This is a genomic window from Paraburkholderia sediminicola (assembly GCF_046027825.1).
In the GTDB taxonomy this organism is placed as follows: Bacteria; Pseudomonadota; Gammaproteobacteria; order Burkholderiales; family Burkholderiaceae; genus Paraburkholderia; species Paraburkholderia sediminicola_D.
In genome coordinates this window covers 1-21,077 of the sequence record NZ_JAQQDU010000097.1, presented here as the reverse complement: position 1 = coordinate 21,077, position 21,077 = coordinate 1, and the positions used below count along the sequence as shown (strand labels likewise).

Genomic DNA, 21,077 nt, shown 5'->3' with positions numbered 1-21,077 from the left:
ACGTCATCCGAACAGTGCCGTCGTCAATTTTCGAGCGCAAATCGTTTGTTTTTATAGCCATCACTTTTATTTATCCCCACACTGAGGGCTGCAGCGGCACATAGCCGAGACATCCTTCGAGTGGATTCGACGATGAAACTTCACCAATTGCGCTCATTGATTGCTGTCGCGGAGAACGGCAGCATCCACGAGGCGTCGCGTGCGCTGCACGTCACGCAGCCCGCCGTGAGCAAGGCGCTGTCCGATCTGGAGGCGGAACTCGGCGCGCCGATGTTCGTGCGCTCAGCCAAGGGCACGCAGCTCACGCCGTACGGGCAAAGCCTGATTCGCCACGCGCGCGCGATCGAACAGGAACTGCGCCATGCACACGAGGACATCTCCACGCTGCTCGGCATCGCGCGCGGCACCGTGACGGTGGGCGTCACGCCGGTGACGTCTGCCGGACCGTTTGCTGAGGCGTTGCGGGAGTTTTCACGGGTTTATCCGCAGGTCACCCTCAACGTGTTCGAATTGCGTCCGCCGCAGATCCAGGAAGGCCTCGCGGACGGCTCGATCGATTTCGGCCTGGTCTCGCGCATCGGTCAGCCGACCGACACGCGTTTCTACTGGGAGACGCTCTACACCATCGCCACGACGCTGGGCGTGCGCACGGGTCATCCGCTGCGCGGCACGCATTCTCTGCAGGGGCTCGCCCAGGCGGCGTGGCTTAGCTGGGATGCACTCGACGATTCAACGAGCCTGATCGGCACGCTGTTCGGCAGCCAGGACGTCGCGCCGCCGAAGAATGTGCTGCGCTGCACGTCGACGTCGCTCTACCTGGAAATGGCCAGCACCACCGACCGCATCAGCCTGTGGTCGGAACTGCCGTTCCATACGGCGCCGTACAAGGGATTGCTGCGCAAGATCGCGTTGACCGAGCCGCTGCCGGACATGACGATCGGGTTGATCTGCCGCGACATCGATCTGACCACCACCGTCGCGGCGACGCTGATTGAGATGATTCGCACCGCGTGTACGGAGTTCTCGGGGGTGTACCTGCGCGCCGGCGCGACGCCGGGGCAGCGGGCCCAGGAGCCGAAGGAACGGCAGTGAGCGTGGCCCGATGACGACTATGGGAATTGAAAGCATCGCGGTGAGGATGCCGGCGGCTCGGACCCAGTCACCGCAAGCGCGACCGTGAGCACAGGCTGGGCACGCTCAGGTGGATGGGCCTTTTCAGCGTACCTTGCATGCCTTTCCGTGCGGCCGATCTGGCGTTGCATTGCAGGAAACACTTGCGGCGAACAATTTTGCCCGGTATTGTCGAGCCGTTCTGCAATGCAGCGCGGGAGAGATCGTCAGAAGGTTGTGACGACGCCGACGGAGCAACCGCCCCGGAAACTCTCAGGCAAAAGGACCGCGCAGCTGGAACATCTGGAGAGCGGCGCCATGCGCGCCCACCGAAGGGGATTCCCTGCATACGGCTCGCATCAATGCTCGTAGGCTCGCGGGAAGAAACTCTCAGGTACATGGACAGATGGGGCATCGACGCCGGTTTCGACAAGAAATCGACACCGGTGATGCTCAACTACTCTGGACCATGTCATGTCACGAATCGCCATTATCGGAGCCGGCATTACCGGCGTTACGACTGCTCACGCCCTCGCGCAGCGCGGCCACCACGTTACCGTGTTCGAACGTCATCGCTATGCGGCGATGGAGACCTCGTTCGCCAACGGTGGTCAGTTGTCGGCCAGCAATGCCGAAGTCTGGAACAGCGCGGCCACTGTGCTGAAGGGCTTGCGCTGGATGCTCACGCGCGACGCCCCGCTGCTGCTCAATCCGATGCCCACGTGGCACAAGTATTCGTGGATGGGTGAATTTTTGCGGCAGATTCCGCATTACCGTGCGAATACGGTCGAGACCGTGCGGCTCGCGATTGCAGCGCGTGAGCATCTGTTTTCGATTGCCGAGCGCGAAGGGATCGACTTCGATCTGGAGCGGCGCGGCATTCTGCACATCTACAAGACCCAGAAGGAATTCGACTCGGCGAGCAAGGTGAATGCGTTGCTGCGCGAAGGCGGGTTGGAGCGGAATCCGGTGACGGCGAGCGAGTTACATCGGATCGAGCCCACGCTGCATGGTGATTTTTTCGGTGGGTTTTTTACGCCTTCTGATTCGACTGGCGATATTCACAAGTTCACTCGCGGTCTCGCGGATGCCTGCGTGCGGCATGGTGTCGAGTTTCATTACGATGCCGAGATTACGGCTATTGAGCAGCCGGCTGAGGGGCGGTTTTCGCTGACGGTCAATCTCGAGGGCGAGTCGCAGCAGTTTGCTTTTGAGCGGATCGTGGTGTGCGCCGGCGTGAAGAGTCGCGATTTTGCTGCGATGCTTGGCGATCATGTGAATGTGTACCCGGTTAAGGGTTATTCGATCACCGTGTGCCTCGACGATGAGGTGAGTCAGCGGGGCGCGCCGTGGGTGAGTCTGCTCGACGATAGCGCGAAAATTGTCACCAGCCGGCTTGGTGTGGACCGGTTTCGGGTTGCCGGCACGGCGGAGATTAATGGGTTCAATCGGGATATTCGGTCGGATCGGATCGCGCCTTTGGTTGATTGGACGCGGCGGTATTTTCCTGAGGTTTCGACCTCGAAGGTTATCCCGTGGGCTGGGTTACGGCCTATGCTGCCCAGCATGTTGCCGAAGGTCGGGCGCGGGAAACGGCGTGGTGTTTTTTATAACACCGGACATGGGCATTTGGGGTGGACGTTGTCGGCGGCTACGGCGCAGGCCCTCGCTAGTTCTATTCAATAGGGCTTGGTTTTGCCTGCGCGGCGCTTTGTTTGTTTGCGTGCGGTGTTGGCCTTTGCTTGATTTCTTAGTGGTCTATTAGTGTTGCCCCTGTGCGGGGCGGCACTTACTTTCTTTGCCGCCGCAAAGAAAGATAAGCAAAGAAAGCGGCTCACACCGCGAATTCTGAAGCGGGTCCCTCGCGCAGCCACGGTAGTGGTGCATCTGGAATCTGTGTTCTCGCACATTCAGCGCTGGTGACAAGGCTGTCATTCTTCCGGCGGCGCTACGCGCGCCGTCGCGGTTGTTCATTGGCGGCGATGTCGCGCTTTCGCGATGATGTGGTGGCGCCTGCCCACTACGATCCGTATCCCGAGCCCTGTTGCCGGCGGAGCGCCGCCAACGCGAAGCCCGCTACTTCTGCTAGTGTTGTCCAATCGCGGTTCACTCCCGGGGAATCTCCATGACCAGATCCCGCTCCGTCACACGCAAGAACCCAGGCACGCGCCTCACTGATCAACAGATCGCCGCCGAAGCGACAAGGCGCCTCGCCTGGGATGCCGCCGTGCCCCCAAATGCCCTGCACGTCAAAGTCTCTCGCGGACGCATTACCCTGCTCGGCGTGCTTCAACTCGACCAGCAACGGGCCGCCGCGCTCGAAGACGTCTCGCGCCTGTTCGGCGTCACCGGCGTCTCTGATCACTCCATCATCAAAGCGAGATTGCCCTAGCCTGCCTCCGCTTGCAAGAGCGCACGGCAATGCCGCGCGATCTGCTTTTCCTCCTCGGTATGAATCGCCCTCACCTTCCCCGCCGGATCGCCCTCCACTAACCCCATGAAAGCCAGCCCAGCGCACACGCGCCTGCGAATCTCCGCGCTGTGCTCGCCGATTCCGCCCGTAAACACCAGCAAGTCGATCCCGCCCAACAAGGCCGAATAACCGCCAATCGTCTTGCGCACGGCGGTAGCAAACGCGTCCAGCGCCAGCGATGCATTCGCATCCCCCGCCGCAGCGCGCTTCTCCAGCGCCTGCATGTCGCTCTCGCCATCGGCGTAACCGGCCAGGCCGCTCTGGCGATTCAATAACGTCTCCAGCGCGTCGGCATCGAGCTTTTCCACGCGCATCAGATACAGCAGCACGCCCGGGTCGAGATCGCCGCTGCGTGTGCCCATCGGCACGCCGCCGGTCGGCGTCAGTCCCATCGATGTGTCGACGGATTTGCCGTCCAGCAAGGCACATACACTCGCGCCGTTGCCCAGATGCGCAAACACTGCTCGTGGCGGCAAATCGGCGCCGAGTCGCGTCACCAGCGATTCATACGATAGCCCGTGAAAGCCGTAACGAATCACGCCAGCCGCCGCGTAACGACGCGGCAATGCAAGCTGCGCCGCGCGCGGTGGCAGCGTCGCGTGAAACGCGGTGTCGAAGCAGGCGAAATGCTGCGCGTCGCCGAAAATCTTTGACGCCTCGTCGATCAATGCGAGCGCCGGTGGAATATGCAACGGCGCGAAGTGTACGGCGTCCTGCAAGCGCTGGCGGACTTCGGGTGTCAAGCGCTGATGGGTGCGCAGATACGGGCCGCCATGCACCACGCGATGCCCCACCGCCACAGGCCGCTCGCGCTTCTGCTCCGCAAGGACGCGTGAGAGCATCTGCAACGCGTCAGTCTGTGATTCCAGCACATGGTTTTGTTGCATCAGCACGCGGCCGTCAGGCGACTTGATGCGCAAGCTGCCATCGCCGCGCCCAATACCTTCAGCGCTGCCTTCCAGCAGCAATGCCTCGTCTCCGCCGGCGTGCGCGGCGTGCGGGGAGTACGTAAAAAGCCCGAATTTCAGCGACGACGAACCGCTGTTCAGCACCAGGATCGTCGGTGTCGGCATCGGCTCGCCCGTCTTCTCATGAGTCTCCATGGCGCGCTCAGCCTTTCCACGTCCAGTTACGGATCTCTTCCTTGTCGATGCCTTCGGCATGCGCATAGGCAAGGTGCTCGATAATCTGCCCACGCAACCACTCTTTCGCGTGATCGCCGACGCCGCGCAGCACCGGCACGCGATCGATCACGTCGATGGCCAGCGAGAAACGGTCGACCTGGTTGATGATCGCGAGTTCTAGCGGCGTGTTGATGTTGCCTTTCTCGTGGTAGCCGTGCACATGCAGATTGTCGTGATTGGTGCGGTTGTACGTCAGCTTATGCACCAGCGACGCATACGAATGGAAATTGAAAATCACCGGTGCGCGGGTGGTGAACAACGAATCGAAATCGCGATCGGACAGGCCGTGCGGATGCGAATGCTCCGGCATCAGGCGGAACAGATCGACCACGTTGACGAAGCGGATCTTCAACTCCGGAAAACGCGCCTTCAGAATCTGCACCGCGGCGAGCGCTTCCATCGTCGCGATGTCACCCGCGCAAGCGATCACCACGTCCGGTTCGACACCCTGATCGGTCGACGCCCAATCCCAGATGCCGATTCCCTTGGTGCAATGCGTAACGGCCGATTCCATGTCGAGGTATTGCAGATGCGGCTGTTTGTCGGCGACGATCACGTTGACGTAATCGCGCGAACGCAGGCAATGATCGGCCACGCTCAGCAGGCAGTTGGCGTCCGGCGGCAGGTAAATACGCACCACGCTCGGGCTTTTATTGGTGACGACATCGAGAAACCCCGGGTCCTGGTGCGTGAAGCCGTTGTGATCCTGGCGCCACACCAGTGACGTGATCAGCAGGTTGATCGACGGCACCGGCAGCCGCCAGCCGAGATCGCATTTTGCTTTTTCCAGCCACTTGGCGTGCTGGTTGAACATCGAATCAATCACGTGGACGAACGCTTCATAGGTGGCGAAAAGCCCATGGCGTCCGGTCAGCACATAACCTTCAAACCAGCCCTCGAGCGTGTGCTCGCTCAGCATCTCCATCACGCGGCCGTCCACCGAGAGCTCGCCGCCATCGGCGTCGCTTGCCATGGTTTCGGCCAGCCAGGTTTTCTCCGAGGCTTCGTAGATGGCCGTCAGTTTGTTGCTGGCAGTTTCGTCGGGGCCGAATACGCGGAAGTTCGTCATGTTGTTGCGCATCACGTCGCGCAGAAACGTGCCGAGCACCTCAGTGGGTGACGTGTACGTGCCGCCAGGCTTTTTTACCGCCACCGCGTAATCGCGAAACGCCGGCATGTCGAGCGTTTTGCACAGCAGGCCGCCATTCGCGTGCGGATTGGCGCTGATGCGACGCATGCCAACGGGCGCCAGTTCGCGCAGTTCTTCAACCAGACGTCCCGCTTCGTCGAATAGCGACTCGGGTTCATAACTGCGCAGCCAGCTCTCGACAAGCTTCAGGCTCTCCTTATTGGTGACCGGATCAAGCACAGGCACCTGGTGCGCGCGCCACGAGCCTTCCACCTGATGACCGTCAACTTCTTTCGGCCCGGTCCAGCCTTTCGGCGAGCGCAGCACGATCATCGGCCAGCGCGGCCGCGTTGCATCATGGTTCTCGCGCGCATGCTGCTGGATCGCGCGGATTTCGCCGACGCATTGTTCGAGCGTCGCGGCCATCTGTTGATGCATCGTGTCCGGATCGTCGCCTTCGACGAAATACGGCTTGTGGCCGTAGCCGGTCAGCAAGGCTTCGAGCTCCTCGCGGGGAATCCGCGCGAGGATCGTCGGATTGGCGATCTTGTAGCCGTTCAGATGCAGAACCGGCAGCACCGCGCCATCGCGTATCGGGTTGAGGAATTTGTTCGAGTGCCATGAGGTGGCCAGCGGTCCGGTTTCCGCCTCGCCATCACCGATCATCACCGCGACGATCAGATCAGGATTGTCGAACGCGGCACCGTAACCGTGCGACAGGCTATAGCCGAGTTCGCCGCCCTCGTGAATCGAGCCCGGCGTTTCGGGCGTGCAATGCGAGCCGATACCGCCGGGAAACGAGAATTGCCGGAAGAAGCGGCGCATGCCGGCTTCGTCCTCGCTGCGGTCAGGATAGATTTCCGAGTAATGGCCTTCGAGGTAGCAATGGGCCAGCGTGGCAGGCGCGCCATGGCCAGGACCTGCGATATAGATCACGTTCAGATCGAGCTTCCTGATGAGCCGGTTCAGATGAACCAGCAGGAAGCTCTGCCCAGGATCCGAGCCCCAATGGCCGAGCAGGCGGTTCTTGATGTGTTCGGGTTTGAGGGGGGCACGCAACAGCGGATTGTCGCGCAGGTAGATCATGCCGGCCGAGAGGTAGTTGCAGGCGCGCCAGTAGCGGTCCATCTTGCGCAACGTGTCGGATTCCAGTGTTTTCGGCGGGGTCGGACGGGAGGTTGCTTCGGCCATGGCGTCACTCCTTGAAAAGGACTGTCAGGCAGGTTAGCGGATGCTGCAGCGGCTGTTCGTGACGCGGCCTACGGGAGAGAAACCAGCGACCCCGCCCGCCTCGTCATGCGCATGACATAACACAGGTGTACAGGCGAAGATCCGTTGCTCAAGGCTTTCGGGGATGGGGCCGGGGAATCGTCAGGGGTGTGACCGGAAGTGCGCGCCATGGTTCGACGCGATTGTCCAAAGCTTGATCAGGCGACGTATGTGCGTCGCTTTCGTGTATGCACGGGACGCGCGGAGCGTGGCGTGGCCGATTCGATTGCCGGCCCGAACGATGGCTAACGCCCGTTCGACTGTTCGAGTGTTCGTTCGTTGGCGTTCAGTTGCAGGCCTTACGCCGGCTCTTTCTCGTTCCGTTGTGGTGGCTGGTAGCGCCATTTGCTGGCATTGGGGTCGTTGCGCGCGTCGTCGCGTTCGCGTTGTTCGGCGCGAGCTTCATCGGCGCGGCCAAGTTCGGTGCGCCGGTCGCGCACGGCGGCAGGCGAATCGGCTTGACGCAACGGCGACGGCGAACGCCGCTGAGAAGGTAATACTGACATGAAGCCTCCCTTTTCGAGGATGTGGGGCGAATCAACGTTTCTTGCCTGTCCAGCGGCGGTCCGGGCGATGTAAAAGACGAAGCTGACGCAGGTACATCGAAGCGCCGAACATCAGCGCCATGCCGGCCAGGATGCCCCAGATTGCGGATGTCATAATTTTCCTTTGGCCCGCCGGCCGCACGGCGTTTGATCGCCTGCGACGTGAAGGTGGGCATCCGATTGCGCGTGCGCTGCCTTTGAAAAGGCCCGATCACGTCACGCGCGTGGCAAGGATCATGCGCTCAATTGGGCAGAATGTCTGTACGTTGTTGGACAGTCGGTACGGTAAAGGCTGCCAGTCTTGCGCTAAACTTTAAGCGAGCATTAAGCGAATGCGATTAATCTGTTCGCGCTAAATGCGCTACGGCGGACCGCATCTGGCGCGTCCTGTCCTGCTCGCCCATCACCTAAACGGTCACCATGACGACACCCAGCCGCCTCAAGACGCCCCTGATTCTTGTCCTCACGCTCGTGCTGTTGTGCGCCGGTGTTGCCGTCCTGGTTGGCGTGTTCGGGTTGCTGGTCAAACTGGCAGGCGTTGCCTAGCATGCCGTTGGGCAGGCGTCAGCCGCAAAAAGGCGTGCTGCCGAATCTGCGCACCGACAAGGGCGGCCGTCTCGTAATGCTGGCGAGCTATCGCATCGACGTGGAGGCGTGACTGCGATGGACGAGGCTGAATAGCGCGCGAAAGGCAGAAAACCTAAGCGCCCCCTGCTGTCCCGCCGCTCAGAAGCAGATTGACGTCGAGATTAGCCAGCTCCCCAATCCGCTCGATCGTCACATCCGCGGGCGGATTGCTGGAGATCTCCTTGGGATCGAAAGCGTAATGCCCCTGGCGAGGAAAAACGGTAGTCAGCCTCTCCCCCCAGGCCTTCTTCATGGCCGTCAGGATCCGCAGCTTGTCATCCACCATCACGTACTGGCGGGCCGGATAACACTCCATCACCTGATCGAGCATCTGCTCCTTATGGATGTAGATCAAAACCCGTCCGCCGACCTCGTCCCATAAGCCCGAGCGGGCGATTTTGCGCGGTTGGAACACCACGTCGCCGTCGGACAGAATCACCGCCGGCCCGTGCTGGGACACGTGTTTGATCGCATCCAATGCCCCCGGATACAACCGGTTCGCAAACGGATAGTCGATCAGAAACGACGACATCAACAACAGGCGCGTGTCCCGCGGATGTTCCAGCCGATAGCGCTGCAACGCCCCAAGGTAATCGGCGTAGCCCAGCTCCGCGCGCAAGTCTTCAAAAATTTCCCAGTACCGCGCGCTGTTCTCCTCGCCGAACTCGCGAATCATATGCGCACGTAAGTCCGCCAGCACATGATCGTTGTCCAGCAAGGTGTTATCGCAATCGAACAGAAACACGACGTCGTGAGGCTTGGCGTTAGCGGCTTGCATGGCGGCTCCCATGAATTAGCTCTTGTGCCCATCATCGGCCGGCGTGGCGGCCTTCTCGACGTGACCGCCGAAGTCGTGCCGCATGGCCGACAACACCCGGTTCGCAAAATCCGCGTCGCCTCGTGAGCTGAAACGCGCGAATAGCGCCGCGCTCAGCACCGGCGTCGGCACGCCTTCGTCGATCGCGGCCGCCACTGTCCAGCGCCCTTCGCCCGAATCCGATACGCGTCCCGCGTAGCTTTGCAGATCGGCGTCGCTGATGAGCGATCCGGCGATCAGGTCGAGCAGCCACGACCCGATCACACTGCCACGCCGCCATACCTCGGTGACTTCGGCGAGATTCAGTTGGTACTGGTAAAGCTCGGGACGGCGCAGCGGCGTGGTTTCGGCATCGGCTTCGCGAGTGTGTTTGCCGGCGTCGGCGTGGTGCAGAATGTTCAGGCCTTCGGCATACGCGGCCATCATTCCGTATTCGATGCCGTTGTGGACCATTTTCACAAAGTGCCCCGCACCTTGCGGGCCGCAATGCAGGAAGCCCTGATCGGCCGTGCTGGCGCTGGCCGTGCGGCCTGGTGTGGCGGGCACGGAGCCCACGCCCGGCGCAAGCGTCGAGAAAATCGGTTCGAGCCGCTTCACGACATCGGCCTCGCCGCCGATCATCAGGCAGTAGCCGCGCTCGCGGCCCGCGACGCCCCCGCTCGTGCCTACATCCACGTAATGAAGCTGACGTTTGGCCAGATCGGCGCCGCGGCGAATGTCGTCGTGGTAATAGGAGTTGCCGCCGTCGATCACAATGTCGCCGGGTTCCAGCAAGGGCACGAGCTTGTCGAGCGTCTGGTCGACCACCGCCGCGGGCACCATCAGCCACAGCGCACGCGGCTTCTCCAGTTGCGCGACCAGGTCTTCGAGCGATGCCGCACCCGCGATGCCTTCCTGTTTCAGCTTGTCCACCGCTGCCGCTTGCACGTCGTAAGCGATACATTGCTGACCGCCCTTCGTCAGGCGTCGCACCATGTCCGCGCCCATGCGTCCCAATCCAATCATGCCTAGCTGCATATCTCGCTCCGGAAAGTGTCTCGTTGCGCTGCTCGAAAGGGTGCGGTGTACGGCGGCCGCGCCGCGCGCTTCACTTGCGGCAAGTGGCGCTTCTAACTGTAGGTGCGTTTTACGTGATCCGACAGACACACGGTAGCAGTCCTGGATCGTCTGTGCGTTGAATCGGGCATCCCCGCCTGCATCGAATGACGATACGCTTCTTTGCAGACGTTTTGCGCCGTCTGAAGTTCCGGTCGTGCGCCGGTGCGAGCTATAGCGTGGACGCAAGCTTTAATTCTGCTAACTGCCTTCTTACACTTTCTGTTTCGCAGATCCGGACTGACGTGTCCAACGCCGCTTTGAACCGGCATGGGGATCGGTTCGCGCGGCACGGTGGGCGTGCCGCGTGCGAACCCTGCGCCCTACCGCCGCCGCGCCTGAAGCCTCCTGAACTGCGTACGCGCGAAACGCTGCGTCGCGCGCCACATCTGCGGATAGCGGTAACCGGGCACGGCGAATAACATCAGCGCGCAAAGCGCCAGCAAACCGCAGAACAGGAACGTGCCGCGATAGCTGAACGCCTGCACCAGCAAACCCGACAACACGCCGGAGAGAATGGAGCCGACCCGCGCCGCATTGAAGAACAGCGCAGTCGCGCGGCCCGGCGACTGCGGCATCAGGTCCTGCACATAGGTCATGCCGAGGCACGAGGTCACCGCGACCACGAACGCGTTGAGCATCTGCATCGGGATCAGCACGTGGACGCTCCCCGCCATCGACATCGCGACGAAATAGACGGCGTGAACCGCCGCGCAGGCGGCCAGCCAGTTAGGCTTGTGCAGCGTCGACGACTTCGCGCCGAGCGCGAGCATCATCGGGATCTCCATCAGGGCGCCGAGGCCGAGCATGACCGACACGTCCAGATGCGTGCCGTTCAGGCCGTGCACGATGTAAAGCGGCAGCACGATCATGGTGGCGTTCGCGGCCAGACCGAGCAAGGTGAGCGCGGCCACGGCGCGGCGGATGTCGTTCTGCGAGGCGACGCCCGGCAGGTCTTCGTGCGCCTCTTCGCCCGGTGCGGTAAGCGGCGGCACGGTGATCGAGGCTGACGGCTCGGAGGCCGTGTCTTCCACCGTGTGATCGCCCAGATGGCCTTGCGGCTCCCGCATGCGCCAGACAATCGTCGCGCAGGCCGCGAAACTCGCCGCCGCGAACAGGAAGAGTCCATAGAAGCCGGCGCCGGCGAGCACCAGCGCGCCCACCGATGGCCCGAATACCCACGCCGCCGAAAGAATGGTCCGCAAGGTGGCGCTGGCGAACGCGCGCTCCGCGGGGTCCGGCACGGGCAGCGCCGCGCGGCTGAACGAAAACACCATCGAGATGGCCGAGCCGCCCGCGCCGATAAAAACAATCCCGACCGCCAGCAACAGCCGGTAGTCACGCACCACGCATAGACAGAGGTAGCCGAGTGCGGCGGCCACCAGCGCCGCCAGCAACAACGGCCGGTGCCGTCCGCTCGCATCGCTCCACCGGCCGGCGAAGGTGCTCGCGAGCACCCCGCTGGCGGCGATCAACGTCATGAAGATGCCGAGCTTGAGCGGCGTCATGCCGGCGCGTTCGACGCCGAATAACGACAGATAGGGTGCGGTGAACGACATCGCCACGCCGAGCATAAGGGTGGCGGCGGCCAGCGGCTTGAAGCCAGGGATGCGCAGCAGGTCGAAAAAACGGGCGGTTTTCAACACAGGGGGCGGTGGGTCTGGGAAAGCGAGCCTGCGACGCGCCATGCGCACCGCAAACTTCGTGGCCGGAACAACTGGGGCATTATCGGCTTACCTTGCGGGCCCGTAAACCAGCATCACTGCATCCCAAATTTATGCTGCGCGCCGTTGCGGACGAAGTGGCGGCATAGACGGCGCTACTTGCCCTCGCCCGCCGGGTGCACGACGACGTATCCGCGCTTTTCGAGTGTCCAACGGTGCCACTGATTGCCATAGGCTCCACACCCAATGCCGAACACCACGGACAGCACCAGTCCGATGGTGCCGATCGTTTCACCCCACAAGCCCGAGAAAAACAGCAGCGTATTGACCGCCAGCATGATGAAAGTGGCAAACCACATTCTTTTCGACATTGCCCAGATAAAGCCCAGCAGCAACGCGCCCCAACTGAAACCCGTGGCGACCGCAACGGTTTCGTCGTGGCCGGGCCGCTGAAGGTAGATCCTTTCTGCCATTTCCTTTCCTGAACGCGATGATGCATCGAGATGCGAATCATGACGTTTAACATGGCGCGCTGGCAAGAACATGAGTTTGTGCGAAATTTGCGCGACGACACGCCCGTTTGGCGGCCCTCAACGCACTGCGGCGCATCTCGTCAAATTTTAGTTGCCTTGCTAACCATATTGCGTTTCAATGGAGCCCATGTTCGATCATTGCCTTTACTTCAACTCTTCCGCATTGGCGCGGCTTGCCGAGCGCGAATGGGGCGCCGTGTACGCCGAATTCGGGCTGACGCCGCCCCAGGGTTTCGTGCTGCGCGTCGTGTTGGCCACGCCCGGTTGCCTGAGCAGCCAGGTGGCGGACCTGCTGGGTATTGCCCGCCCTACTGCGACGCGGCTGATCGATAACCTGAGCGACAAGGGGCTGGTAGAGCGCCGCCGGGGCGAAACCGACGGTCGCGAATGGCGCGTGCATGCCACACGGGCGGGCAAAGCGCTTGAGCGGCCGATTAACGAAGCCAGCGCGCAAATTGCGAAGAATCTGCGCGCCAGGATTGGGCCGGATTTGTTTGAGGCGGCCGTTACGTCCATGCACGGCGTGCGAAAAGCGCTTGGATAAGGCGCTTTTTTTTAATCAGATAGTTGTCTTGCTAATCATATAACAGGAGAATCGGATGGACCATCTGGTGAGTCAGCGCAATGCGACAACCCGCAAGGGCACGGGAAGACTGTCAGGCGGTACGTGGCGGTCGGTGAACTGGATTTTCGGCGCCGCGATCGGGCTATCGCTTTGTGTCCTGCTGGGTGTCGCGATTGTTTGCGCACCCGCTGCCGTGCGCAGTAATAACGAGCGCTGCTTGCAAGCGCTGGCGGATGAACAGCATGTCGGTGTCGAGGATTTTTTCCAGAACCCCGCTGGGCAGGATGCGTTGGCGTTGGCGGTTGAGCAATGCGCGAGATGACTGGCGTGCCTTGCGCTTCGCGCTGGCGTGGTGGGCCCACATATTGATTAAGGCCCACCCTGCGCGGGAAAACACCCCTGCCACCCTGACTGACGATCCCGGCCATAGCTGCTACTCTTTACCCAATTCACGCGCAGCGAGGCCCCGCGCAAGCGGAAACCCTGTCTGCGACGGTAAAAAGCCCCGGAGCACCCATGGCAACCCAAACACCCTATTCCCCTCAAGCGCCCTCGCGGGCCGAAGTCGACGGCCTGCCAGGCACCACGGTCATAGAATTCGGCACGAACTGGTGCGGTTTCTGCCAAGGCGCTCAAGCGTCGATCGCTAAAGCCTTCGAACCCCATACCGGCATCAGGCATCTCAAAGTCGAAGACGGCCCTGGCCGCCCGCTCGGTCGATCCTTCAAGGTCAAACTCTGGCCCACGCTGATCTTCATGCGCGATGGCGCTGAAGTCACCCGCATCGTGCGCCCGGCTAACGCCATGGAGATCACCGAGGCTTTCGCGTCGCTCTGACACGGCGGTCGCGCAAACATCTGCAAAACTTCATCCGCAAACCGGATTAAAGGGAGCACACCTCATGGACACCCGTAGCGAGCTGCAAGCCACCGTCAATGCAATGGTCCAACCCGGCAAAGGTCTTCTCGCTGCCGACGAAAGCGGCCCGACCATCGCCAAACGCTTCAAGACGATCGGCCTCGAATCCAGCGAGGAAAACCGCCGCGCCTATCGCAACCTGCTGCTCACCACACCCGGTCTCGGCGAATTCGTGAGCGGCGTGATCCTTTACGAAGAAACACTCGGGCAGAAAGCGGACGACGGCACGCCCTTTCCGCAACTCGCGGCGAGGAACGGCATCGTGCCCGGCATCAAGGTAGACCTCGGCAAGATTCCACTCGCGCTCGCCCCGGGTGACGAAATCACCGAAGGTCTCGACGGCCTCGCCAAGCGTTTCGTCGACTACAAGCGGCAAGGCGCGCGTTTTGCGAAATGGCGCGCGGTCTACAACATCACGGCGAGCCTGCCGAGCCGCCTCGCCATCGAAGCCAATGCCGATTCGCTCGCACGCTACGCGGCGATCTCCCAGGAAGCGGGCATCGTGCCGATCGTCGAACCGGAAGTGCTGATGGACGGCGATCACACCATCGGACGCAGTGCGGAAGTGACCGAGGCCGTGTTGCATGAGGTGTTTAACGCGCTGCACCGGCATCGCGTGGTGCTCGAACATATCCTGTTGAAGCCGAGCATGGTGCTGGCGGGCGCTGACCATGCGCATCAATCGTCTACCGCGGATATCGCGGCGCACACCGTGCGGGTGCTCAGGCGCACGGTGCCGTCGGCGGTGCCGGGAATCGTATTTCTGTCCGGTGGGCAATCGCCTGAAGAGGCAACGGCCAATCTCGACGCCATGAATCGCCTCGGGCCGCTGCCGTGGAATCTGAGCTTCTCGTATGGCCGCGCGTTGCAGGAACCGCCGCTGCAGGCATGGAGAGGTGAAGCGGGTAACGTTAAGGACGCACAGGCGGCATTGCTCAAGCGCGCCCGTTTGAACAGTGAGGCGGCGCTCGGCAAGTACGACGCAGCGCAGGAAAAGAACTAGCCGCTACGGCGAGCGTTTCAGGGTTCGCAAACCACCAGGGCGTGCAGCTCGTCGATATTGAAGGGTTTGGCGAGTATCGCCACGCCGAGCCGGCGCGCCCGTTCGAGTTCGTCGGCGTAGCCGGTCATTAGCGCGATTTTCTGCGCGGGCCACGCACTGCGCACCTTTTCCGCGAGGTCGATGCCGTTGAGTTTGCCCGGCATCTGGATGTCGGACAGCACGAGTTCGAACTTCGCGCCGCCGGTGAGCACGTCGAGCGCCTGGTCAGCGGTCGGTTCGTGCCGCACTTCGCAGCCGAAGGTTTCCAGCACGGCGGCTACGCCTGCCGCCACATCTTCGTTGTCTTCCACCAGCAGCACGACGCCCTTTGAAGTGAGAGCCGGCAGTTGCGCCGTTTCTGCGTCGGGCGCCGACGCGACCTGCCGCTCGCGATAGCGCGGCAAATAAAGTCTGACCGTCGTGCCGCTGCCCGGTACGCTGTCCATTTTGGCGGTGCCGCCTGCCTGTTCGCACATGGCGAGGACCTGGGCGAGGCCGAGGCCGGTGCCCGAGCCGCGCAGCTTGGTGGTGAACAGCGGCTCGAACGCGCGACGGACGACGGCTTCGGACATCCCTTCGCCGTCGTCAGAGCAGGTGATCAGCACGTATTCGCCGTCGGGCAACAAGGTGTCGCTGCCCACCAGTCGGTTGTTCTGGCAACGGATCACGAAGCGGCCGCCGCGTGGCATCGCATCGCGAGCGTTGACCGCCAGATTCATGATCGCGAATTCGAGGTCGGTCGGATCGGCCAGCACCTGCCAGACGTTGTCGACCATGTTCAAGGCCATTTCGACGTTATCGCCAAGCGCCGCGTCGATGAGCGGTGCGGCACTCGGCAGCCAGGTAGCGAGGTTGACGGGCTCCTGCTTGAGTGGCTGCTTCTTCGCCACGCTCAGCAGCTGCCGCGTGAGCGACTCCGCCGAGGCGGTCGCGCGTTCAACGGCCTGCACTTCTTTTTCCAGGTTGTTATAGCGCTTCAAACGCGCCAGTTCGGTATTGGCTGACACCACCATCAGCAGATTGTTGAAATCGTGCGCGACATTGGCGACGAGATTGCCGAGCGCACCCATGCGCTGCAATTGCCGACTCGACGCTTCCGCGGAAAGACGCATGGCCACTTCGCCTTGCCAGCGTTCCCACGCGCGGCGCTCGCCGGCGAGCTGGCGTAACGAGAAAAACACCAGCAGCCAGATCGCGACGCAAGGCACGGCTGTGATCGCCGCGATCTCCATGAAGTGTTCGCGCCACGCCTCGCCGATCGAGGCAGTCGCGTACGCGCTCATGACATAGAGCGGATAGTCGCCGACCCGGCGAAACGCCAGCAACCGTTCGACGCCGTCGACCGTGGAATTCAGGCGGATGTGACCGAATAGCTGTTTGTCGCGCAATGCTGCGGTAAAGGCACTATTCTGGGTGGGTTTGGCGCCCGCCGGCCATGCCGGATAACGCACCAGCAGCGTGCCGTCCTGACGATACAGCCCCAACGAGAGCGATGTATCGCCATTCGTCAGCTCACGGTAGAAGCGCAAAAAGTACTCGGTTCGCAGCGCGACCGACACGACGCCGAGGAACTGCCCATTTTCGCCGGAGCGGCCGGTCGCCGTGTTGAACACATTTGTTTGCGACAGCGGCCCGAACATGGGCTTTGAGAAAAACGGTTGCGGCCGCATCGCCTTGGCGGCATTGAAGTCTTCGCGTTGACTCGTCGACATGACCGGCGCTGGATAAGTGCGGCTCGATACCAGCAAATCTCCCTTTGCACCGAGCAGGTAAATCGACGCGACCTGTGGAAAGTCGCCGCCAATTTCCCGCAGACGGTCGTGCAACCCGGCTTCCTGCGCGCGAATCTGCGCGTCGTCATCGTTGCCGAGCAGGTCGACGATGCGTGAGGCCATCTGCTGGTTGAGGTCCAGCACCTTGACGGCCTGTTCCTCGGTCACGCGCGCGAGCCGGTCGATCATGTCATCCGAATCGGCGATCCGGCGCTGGTAATCGAAATACCCATAACCCACGAGGCAGGCTAGCGGAAACACAATCGAAACGGCGAGCACGATCAGAAGCACGCGCCGCGTCGCCGCGAAATTGCGCGACGGCATCGGGAAATCGACTGCGACACGCTCCGCACGTTGCACGGTCACGATCTCCATGAAAGATGAGTACAGGTCGCGGGGCGGTGCACAACGCGCCCCGGTCGTTCGTGCGCTAATTCCTACCTCGGAATTTACCGCACTTCCGCACTTCTCCATAGCTGCCCAGCGATGAAAACGACACGCGTGTCGTTCTCGACAGTTAGGCACACCGATTGCTGCCGCAGGGTCGTCCACCGCTGTGCCGTTTGCTGCGTGCTGCACCGCGGTAACGGTGCGAAGCGACTCGGCGTGCGTTTCGACGTGCCGCCAATGCCTTATTCTCGCGAGGAATCGACCATGCCAACGCCTGCCCGACGCGTCGCCCAGCTATCGCAACTGCGAGCGGATCGCGCCGAACGCGTCGTAGTGGACGGCGAAAACATACTGCTGGTGCGCGACCGCGACACGGTGCGCGCCTATGCAGCGGATTGCCCGCATGCGGGCGGCCCACTGGAGAAAGGCGCGCTGTGCAACGGCCGGATCATCTGTCCGTGGCACAAGGCAACGTTCGACGTGACGACCGGCAGTGTGCTCGAGCCGCCCGCGCTGCTCGGGCTCGATCGTTATCCGGTAGAGCTGAGCGGCGATGACGTCATGGTGACGTCGGAGAAACAGCCGCGGTCAGTATGCAATGCATCCTCAAAAAAGCCGCATTTCGTGGTGATCGGCGCGGGCGCAGCGGGTGCCGCCGCGTGCGCGGCGTTGCGCGAATGTGGCTTTGCTGGTCTGATCACGCTGGTTGGCGAGGAGCCGCATGCGCCCTACGATCGCACCGCGCTCAGCAAATTCGTGCCGTCCGGCGAGATGTCGCCAGGCGACGTGCCACCGCTGCTTGCGCCGGATTGGCTCGAGCGGCACTACGTTGAACGCGTCGTCGCAAAGGTCGCGCGGCTCGATGTGCCGAGGCGCACGATCCATTTCGAAACCGGCGGCGAACTGGTGTACGACACCGCGCTGCTCGCCACTGGCAGTGTGCCTAAGATCCCGTCCATTCCCGGTTGCGATCTGGCGGGCGTTCACGTATTGCGCACGCTGGACGACGCCGCCGAACTTGTCGACGCAATCGGCAAGGAGACGCAAGTCGCGATCCTCGGCAGCAGCTTCATCGGTCTTGAAACCGCTTCGGCGCTACGCAAGCGCGGCACGCGAGTGACCGTCATCTCGCCGGAGAAGGTACCGTTCGCGAAGCAATTCGGCGAGCACGCCGGCACCATGTTCCGCGAGTTGCACGAGCGCAACGGCGTGGTGTTCCGCCTCGACACAAAGGTCGCCTCACTTGAAGGCGAGGAAGGCAACGTCCATGCAGTGATGCTCGAGGGTGGTGACCATGTCTGCGCCGACCTCGTGCTGCTTGGCACCGGCGTTGCCCCTGCTACCGGTTTTGTCGAAGGATTGCCACTGCAGACGGATGGCGGCGTGATCGTCAATGCGGGCATGCAGGCCGCGCCCGGGCTGTACGCAGCCGGCGATATCGCCGTGTTTCCGTTGCACGAAGATCAGGAACCGCTGCGCGTCGAGCATTGGCGCGTTGCGCAGCAACACGCGCGCATCGCCGCCGAAAACATGTGCGGCGCGCGTCATCGCTACGCCGGCGTGCCGTATTTCTGGACCTATCACTTCGGCAAGCGCTTCGAATGCCTTGGCCACGCGAGTGACTGGGACGACGTTGTCGTCGACGGCGAACTCGATCGGCAGCAATTCGTCGCGCTCTATGTGAAGGACGACAAGGTGGTCGCTGTGCTCGCCTGCGAACGCGAAGCGCAAACCGCGCGTTTGCTCGAAGCAATGGGTCGCGGTTTGTCTCGCGCCGATGCGTTGCAAATCATCCGGGGCGATGGACACGACGCACGTGACGATTGAAGCATGTCGGTGACGCCGAAGAAACATTAGCCATTGACAACAGGCAGCCCCTGATCTTCTTTGGCCGCCCCAAGCCGTCGACAGGCGGCCAATATTTCCTTCAAAGAACTGGCATAGCAGTCAGCCCCCATGGCACTTTGCAAATCGGCGCTCCACTTTTCCGTATCCTGCGCAGCCCACAAGCCAACGACGATCGACACTTTCGGCAACCGGGCACGGACACGTCGAACCAGATAGCGTAAATGCGAAGGAATCCCATCGATCTGCAAGTAGAGAATGCAGACAATCCGCACATCATCAGCGTCGAGACTGTCGATCGATGCCCGTGAAGCGGCCTCATGCGGCAACGCGCGCCCCACAAGCCCGTGCTTGCCCAGTAACTGCAATAAAATCGTTGTCGCGAGCGCATCGAGCGGACCGCGGCCAGGAATGCACAAGACGCGATTCGACGTCGCGTCCGCATCAACGTCACGCTCGTCTTCACTATCGCCGGTTGACGCAGCCTGCTGCGCACGCGCTGCACCTGCTGCCTCGTCCGAAGCCACCTTCGGCCCCGCCGCATTCCAGTTATCCTCCGGAACGGGCGGCGCCGGTTCACGGTCCTCGTAACCGTCCAGGCCGTCGACAAGATCGTTCGTGGTCGCTTCGATCCGCGCAAGTTGCGTTGCCGTCACGCTGCCGCGCATCACATCGTTGGCCGCGAGCTGCAGGCCCTGGATGGCGACTTCGTCGTAGTAAGCCGACAGCGAGCGGTCACGCAGCAGCGCCTCGGCTTGCTCGATCGCTTCGTCCGGATCGCCCGCGAGTGCTCGCTGGTAAAAGTTTTCTATTGGCGTCAGTGGCGGCTGGTCGCCCAGCAGCACATCGAGAAACTCCAGGCGCCTCACATGCCGCCCGAGCACCAGCAGGCACAACGTCAAAGGCGTCGACAGAATCAGCCCGATTGGGCCCCAGATCCAGCTCCAGAAAATTGCCGCAACCACGACGGAAAATGGCGAGAGCCCGGTACTGCGGCCATATAACAACGGTTCAACCACCTGCCCCACCAGCAACTCGATCGTAACGAACAGCGCCAGCGACCACATCGCCATCGTCCATCCGGGACTCACAGCGGCGGCGAGCGCGGTGGCAAGCGTCGCAGCTATCCAGATGCCGACGTAGGGCACGAGCCGCAACAACGCGGCGAGAATTCCCCACAAGATCGGACTCGGCACGCCAATGAGAAACAAGCCGGCTCCGATCACCACGCCTACGCCCGCATTCACACCGAGTTGCGATACGAAGTACCGGCTCAGGCGTCGCGCGGCTTCGTCCATGACGGTAGTCGTGCGGTGCAGATCGCGTGAGCCGAACAGCCGGATCGCGCGGTCGCGCAGATCGTCTCGTTGCAGCAGGATCACGACCATCACCACGAACACGATAAACGCCGTCTCCAGCGGGCTGATCGCCGGCGATAGCACGCGCCGCGCGAGTTCGAACGGCGTCGGCACCGGTTCGCGCACTTCGACTGGCATGGCCGCGGGGGCATGGACGTCCGCGGGCGAAGAGGCATCGCGCGGCGTCCGCGGCTGCGACGGCTCGATAGTCGCCCGTTGCAATGCCTGGCCTGCCGCGTCGGCGAGACGGTTCAGCTTGCCGATGGTCAGATTGTGTGCGGCGTCCACCTTGCGCTCGATCGTTGCCTGGTAGCGCGGCATGCCGACGGCAAGATCGGTCAACTGGTTGGCGATGACCGCGCCGAGCATCACGATCACGGAAACCGAAATGACTACCGCAGCGAACACAGACGCGACGTGCCCGAGCTTGAGACGTCCAAGCGAATTGGCAAACGGCGCGACGAGGAAGCTGAGCAGAATCGCGAGCGTGATCGGAATCAGAACGGCACGCGCGAAGTACAAACAGGCAACCACGGTGACGCCGACTGCAAGCGCAATCAAACCGTCAATGCCAAAGACGCCAGGCGGGGCCTGGACGCGGGTGGGTGGCCTCGCGCCACGCGGGTCAGGAAATTCCTTCATCTGCAGATCTGTCCGGTTCCGCCTGGTACGGCTTAGGCACCATTCGGGTTCGATTTGGTCAGACGTAACAGGCTATGCGGGCCGCACGCGTCGGCGTGC

At 62.2% G+C, this 21,077-nt stretch carries 19 protein-coding genes and 1 riboswitch; of the genes, 9 read left to right on the top strand and 10 right to left on the bottom strand.

The features are described 5' to 3' along the window. The first annotated feature begins 132 nt into the window (after positions 1-132). From PQQ96_RS34440 to PQQ96_RS34430, 3 genes are all read left to right on the top strand, one after another. Complete coding sequence (locus PQQ96_RS34440; protein ID WP_408300804.1) at positions 133-1,092, top strand: LysR family transcriptional regulator; 960 nt, start codon at positions 133-135, stop codon at positions 1,090-1,092. Between the two features lie 223 nt (positions 1,093-1,315). Then, positions 1,316-1,409, top strand: a riboswitch (glycine riboswitch). A gap of 175 nt (positions 1,410-1,584) precedes the next feature. Next, positions 1,585-2,796 carry a D-amino acid dehydrogenase gene (locus PQQ96_RS34435; RefSeq protein WP_408300802.1) on the top strand — a complete coding sequence of 404 codons (1,212 nt, stop codon included), beginning with the start codon at positions 1,585-1,587 and terminating at the stop codon, positions 2,794-2,796. Between the two features lie 439 nt (positions 2,797-3,235). After that, the gene (locus PQQ96_RS34430; RefSeq protein WP_408300800.1) at positions 3,236-3,502 is read left to right on the top strand and encodes a BON domain-containing protein; all 267 of its coding nucleotides are present in this window, start codon (positions 3,236-3,238) and stop codon (positions 3,500-3,502) included. Here PQQ96_RS34430 and PQQ96_RS34425 read toward each other — a convergent pair. The 4 genes from PQQ96_RS34425 to PQQ96_RS34410 form a co-directional block, all read right to left on the bottom strand. Beyond that, a complete protein-coding gene (locus PQQ96_RS34425; protein WP_408300798.1) occupies positions 3,499-4,686 on the bottom strand; it encodes an acetate/propionate family kinase in 1,188 nt (395 codons plus the stop codon). The two genes, PQQ96_RS34430 and PQQ96_RS34425, sit on opposite strands and share 4 nt — an antisense overlap. Positions 4,687-4,693: 7 nt before the next feature. Continuing rightward, positions 4,694-7,087, bottom strand: a complete 2,394-nt coding sequence (locus PQQ96_RS34420) for a phosphoketolase family protein (RefSeq protein WP_408300797.1) — start codon at positions 7,085-7,087, stop codon at positions 4,694-4,696. 377 nt (positions 7,088-7,464) lie between these two features. Next, on the bottom strand, positions 7,465-7,671 hold the full coding sequence (locus PQQ96_RS34415) for a hypothetical protein (protein WP_408300795.1): 207 nt from the start codon (positions 7,669-7,671) through the stop codon (positions 7,465-7,467). Positions 7,672-7,702: 31 nt separating this feature from the next. Beyond that, complete coding sequence (locus PQQ96_RS34410) at positions 7,703-7,825, bottom strand: hypothetical protein (protein WP_408300793.1); 123 nt, start codon at positions 7,823-7,825, stop codon at positions 7,703-7,705. A 305-nt stretch (positions 7,826-8,130) separates the two neighbouring features. On the opposite strand from PQQ96_RS34410, the gene PQQ96_RS34405 reads away from it, so the two are divergent. Continuing rightward, positions 8,131-8,256: a hypothetical protein gene (locus PQQ96_RS34405; protein ID WP_408300791.1), complete on the top strand. Its 126-nt coding sequence runs from the start codon at positions 8,131-8,133 to the stop codon at positions 8,254-8,256. A 154-nt stretch (positions 8,257-8,410) separates the two neighbouring features. Here the strand turns inward: PQQ96_RS34405 and PQQ96_RS34400 are convergent, their stop codons facing one another. The 4 genes from PQQ96_RS34400 to PQQ96_RS34385 all read right to left on the bottom strand — a co-directional run bounded on the left by PQQ96_RS34400 (position 8,411) and on the right by PQQ96_RS34385 (position 12,386). Beyond that, a complete protein-coding gene (locus PQQ96_RS34400; protein WP_408300789.1) occupies positions 8,411-9,115 on the bottom strand; it encodes an HAD family hydrolase in 705 nt (234 codons plus the stop codon). A gap of 15 nt (positions 9,116-9,130) precedes the next feature. Continuing rightward, positions 9,131-10,171, bottom strand: a complete 1,041-nt coding sequence (gene gnd, locus PQQ96_RS34395; protein WP_408300787.1) for a phosphogluconate dehydrogenase (NAD(+)-dependent, decarboxylating) — start codon at positions 10,169-10,171, stop codon at positions 9,131-9,133. 401 nt (positions 10,172-10,572) lie between these two features. Then, on the bottom strand, positions 10,573-11,895 hold the full coding sequence (locus PQQ96_RS34390; RefSeq protein ID WP_408300785.1) for a sugar efflux transporter: 1,323 nt from the start codon (positions 11,893-11,895) through the stop codon (positions 10,573-10,575). A gap of 173 nt (positions 11,896-12,068) precedes the next feature. Then, entirely contained in the window at positions 12,069-12,386 is a 318-nt protein-coding gene (locus PQQ96_RS34385; RefSeq protein WP_408300783.1) for a DUF2628 domain-containing protein, read from the bottom strand. Between the two features lie 187 nt (positions 12,387-12,573). On the opposite strand from PQQ96_RS34385, the gene PQQ96_RS34380 reads away from it, so the two are divergent. The 4 genes from PQQ96_RS34380 (at position 12,574) to PQQ96_RS34365 (ending at position 14,932) form a co-directional block, all read left to right on the top strand. Beyond that, the gene (locus PQQ96_RS34380; protein WP_408300781.1) at positions 12,574-12,990 is read left to right on the top strand and encodes a MarR family winged helix-turn-helix transcriptional regulator; all 417 of its coding nucleotides are present in this window, start codon (positions 12,574-12,576) and stop codon (positions 12,988-12,990) included. Positions 12,991-13,045: 55 nt separating this feature from the next. Beyond that, a complete protein-coding gene (locus PQQ96_RS34375; RefSeq protein ID WP_408300779.1) occupies positions 13,046-13,333 on the top strand; it encodes a hypothetical protein in 288 nt (95 codons plus the stop codon). A gap of 194 nt (positions 13,334-13,527) precedes the next feature. Further along, the gene (locus tag PQQ96_RS34370; protein ID WP_408300777.1) at positions 13,528-13,848 is read left to right on the top strand and encodes a thioredoxin family protein; all 321 of its coding nucleotides are present in this window, start codon (positions 13,528-13,530) and stop codon (positions 13,846-13,848) included. Positions 13,849-13,912: 64 nt separating this feature from the next. After that, complete coding sequence (locus tag PQQ96_RS34365) at positions 13,913-14,932, top strand: class I fructose-bisphosphate aldolase (protein WP_408300775.1); 1,020 nt, start codon at positions 13,913-13,915, stop codon at positions 14,930-14,932. Between the two features lie 17 nt (positions 14,933-14,949). Here the strand turns inward: PQQ96_RS34365 and PQQ96_RS34360 are convergent, their stop codons facing one another. Next, positions 14,950-17,118, bottom strand: a complete 2,169-nt coding sequence (locus PQQ96_RS34360) for a hybrid sensor histidine kinase/response regulator family protein (RefSeq protein WP_408300773.1) — start codon at positions 17,116-17,118, stop codon at positions 14,950-14,952. A 279-nt stretch (positions 17,119-17,397) separates the two neighbouring features. Here PQQ96_RS34360 and PQQ96_RS34355 point away from each other — a divergent pair, with 279 nt between their 5' ends. Beyond that, positions 17,398-18,960, top strand: a complete 1,563-nt coding sequence (locus tag PQQ96_RS34355; protein WP_408300771.1) for an FAD-dependent oxidoreductase — start codon at positions 17,398-17,400, stop codon at positions 18,958-18,960. Between the two features lie 26 nt (positions 18,961-18,986). Here the strand turns inward: PQQ96_RS34355 and PQQ96_RS34350 are convergent, their stop codons facing one another. Continuing rightward, positions 18,987-20,978, bottom strand: a complete 1,992-nt coding sequence (locus tag PQQ96_RS34350) for an AI-2E family transporter (RefSeq protein ID WP_408300769.1) — start codon at positions 20,976-20,978, stop codon at positions 18,987-18,989. Positions 20,979-21,077 lie beyond the last annotated feature (99 nt).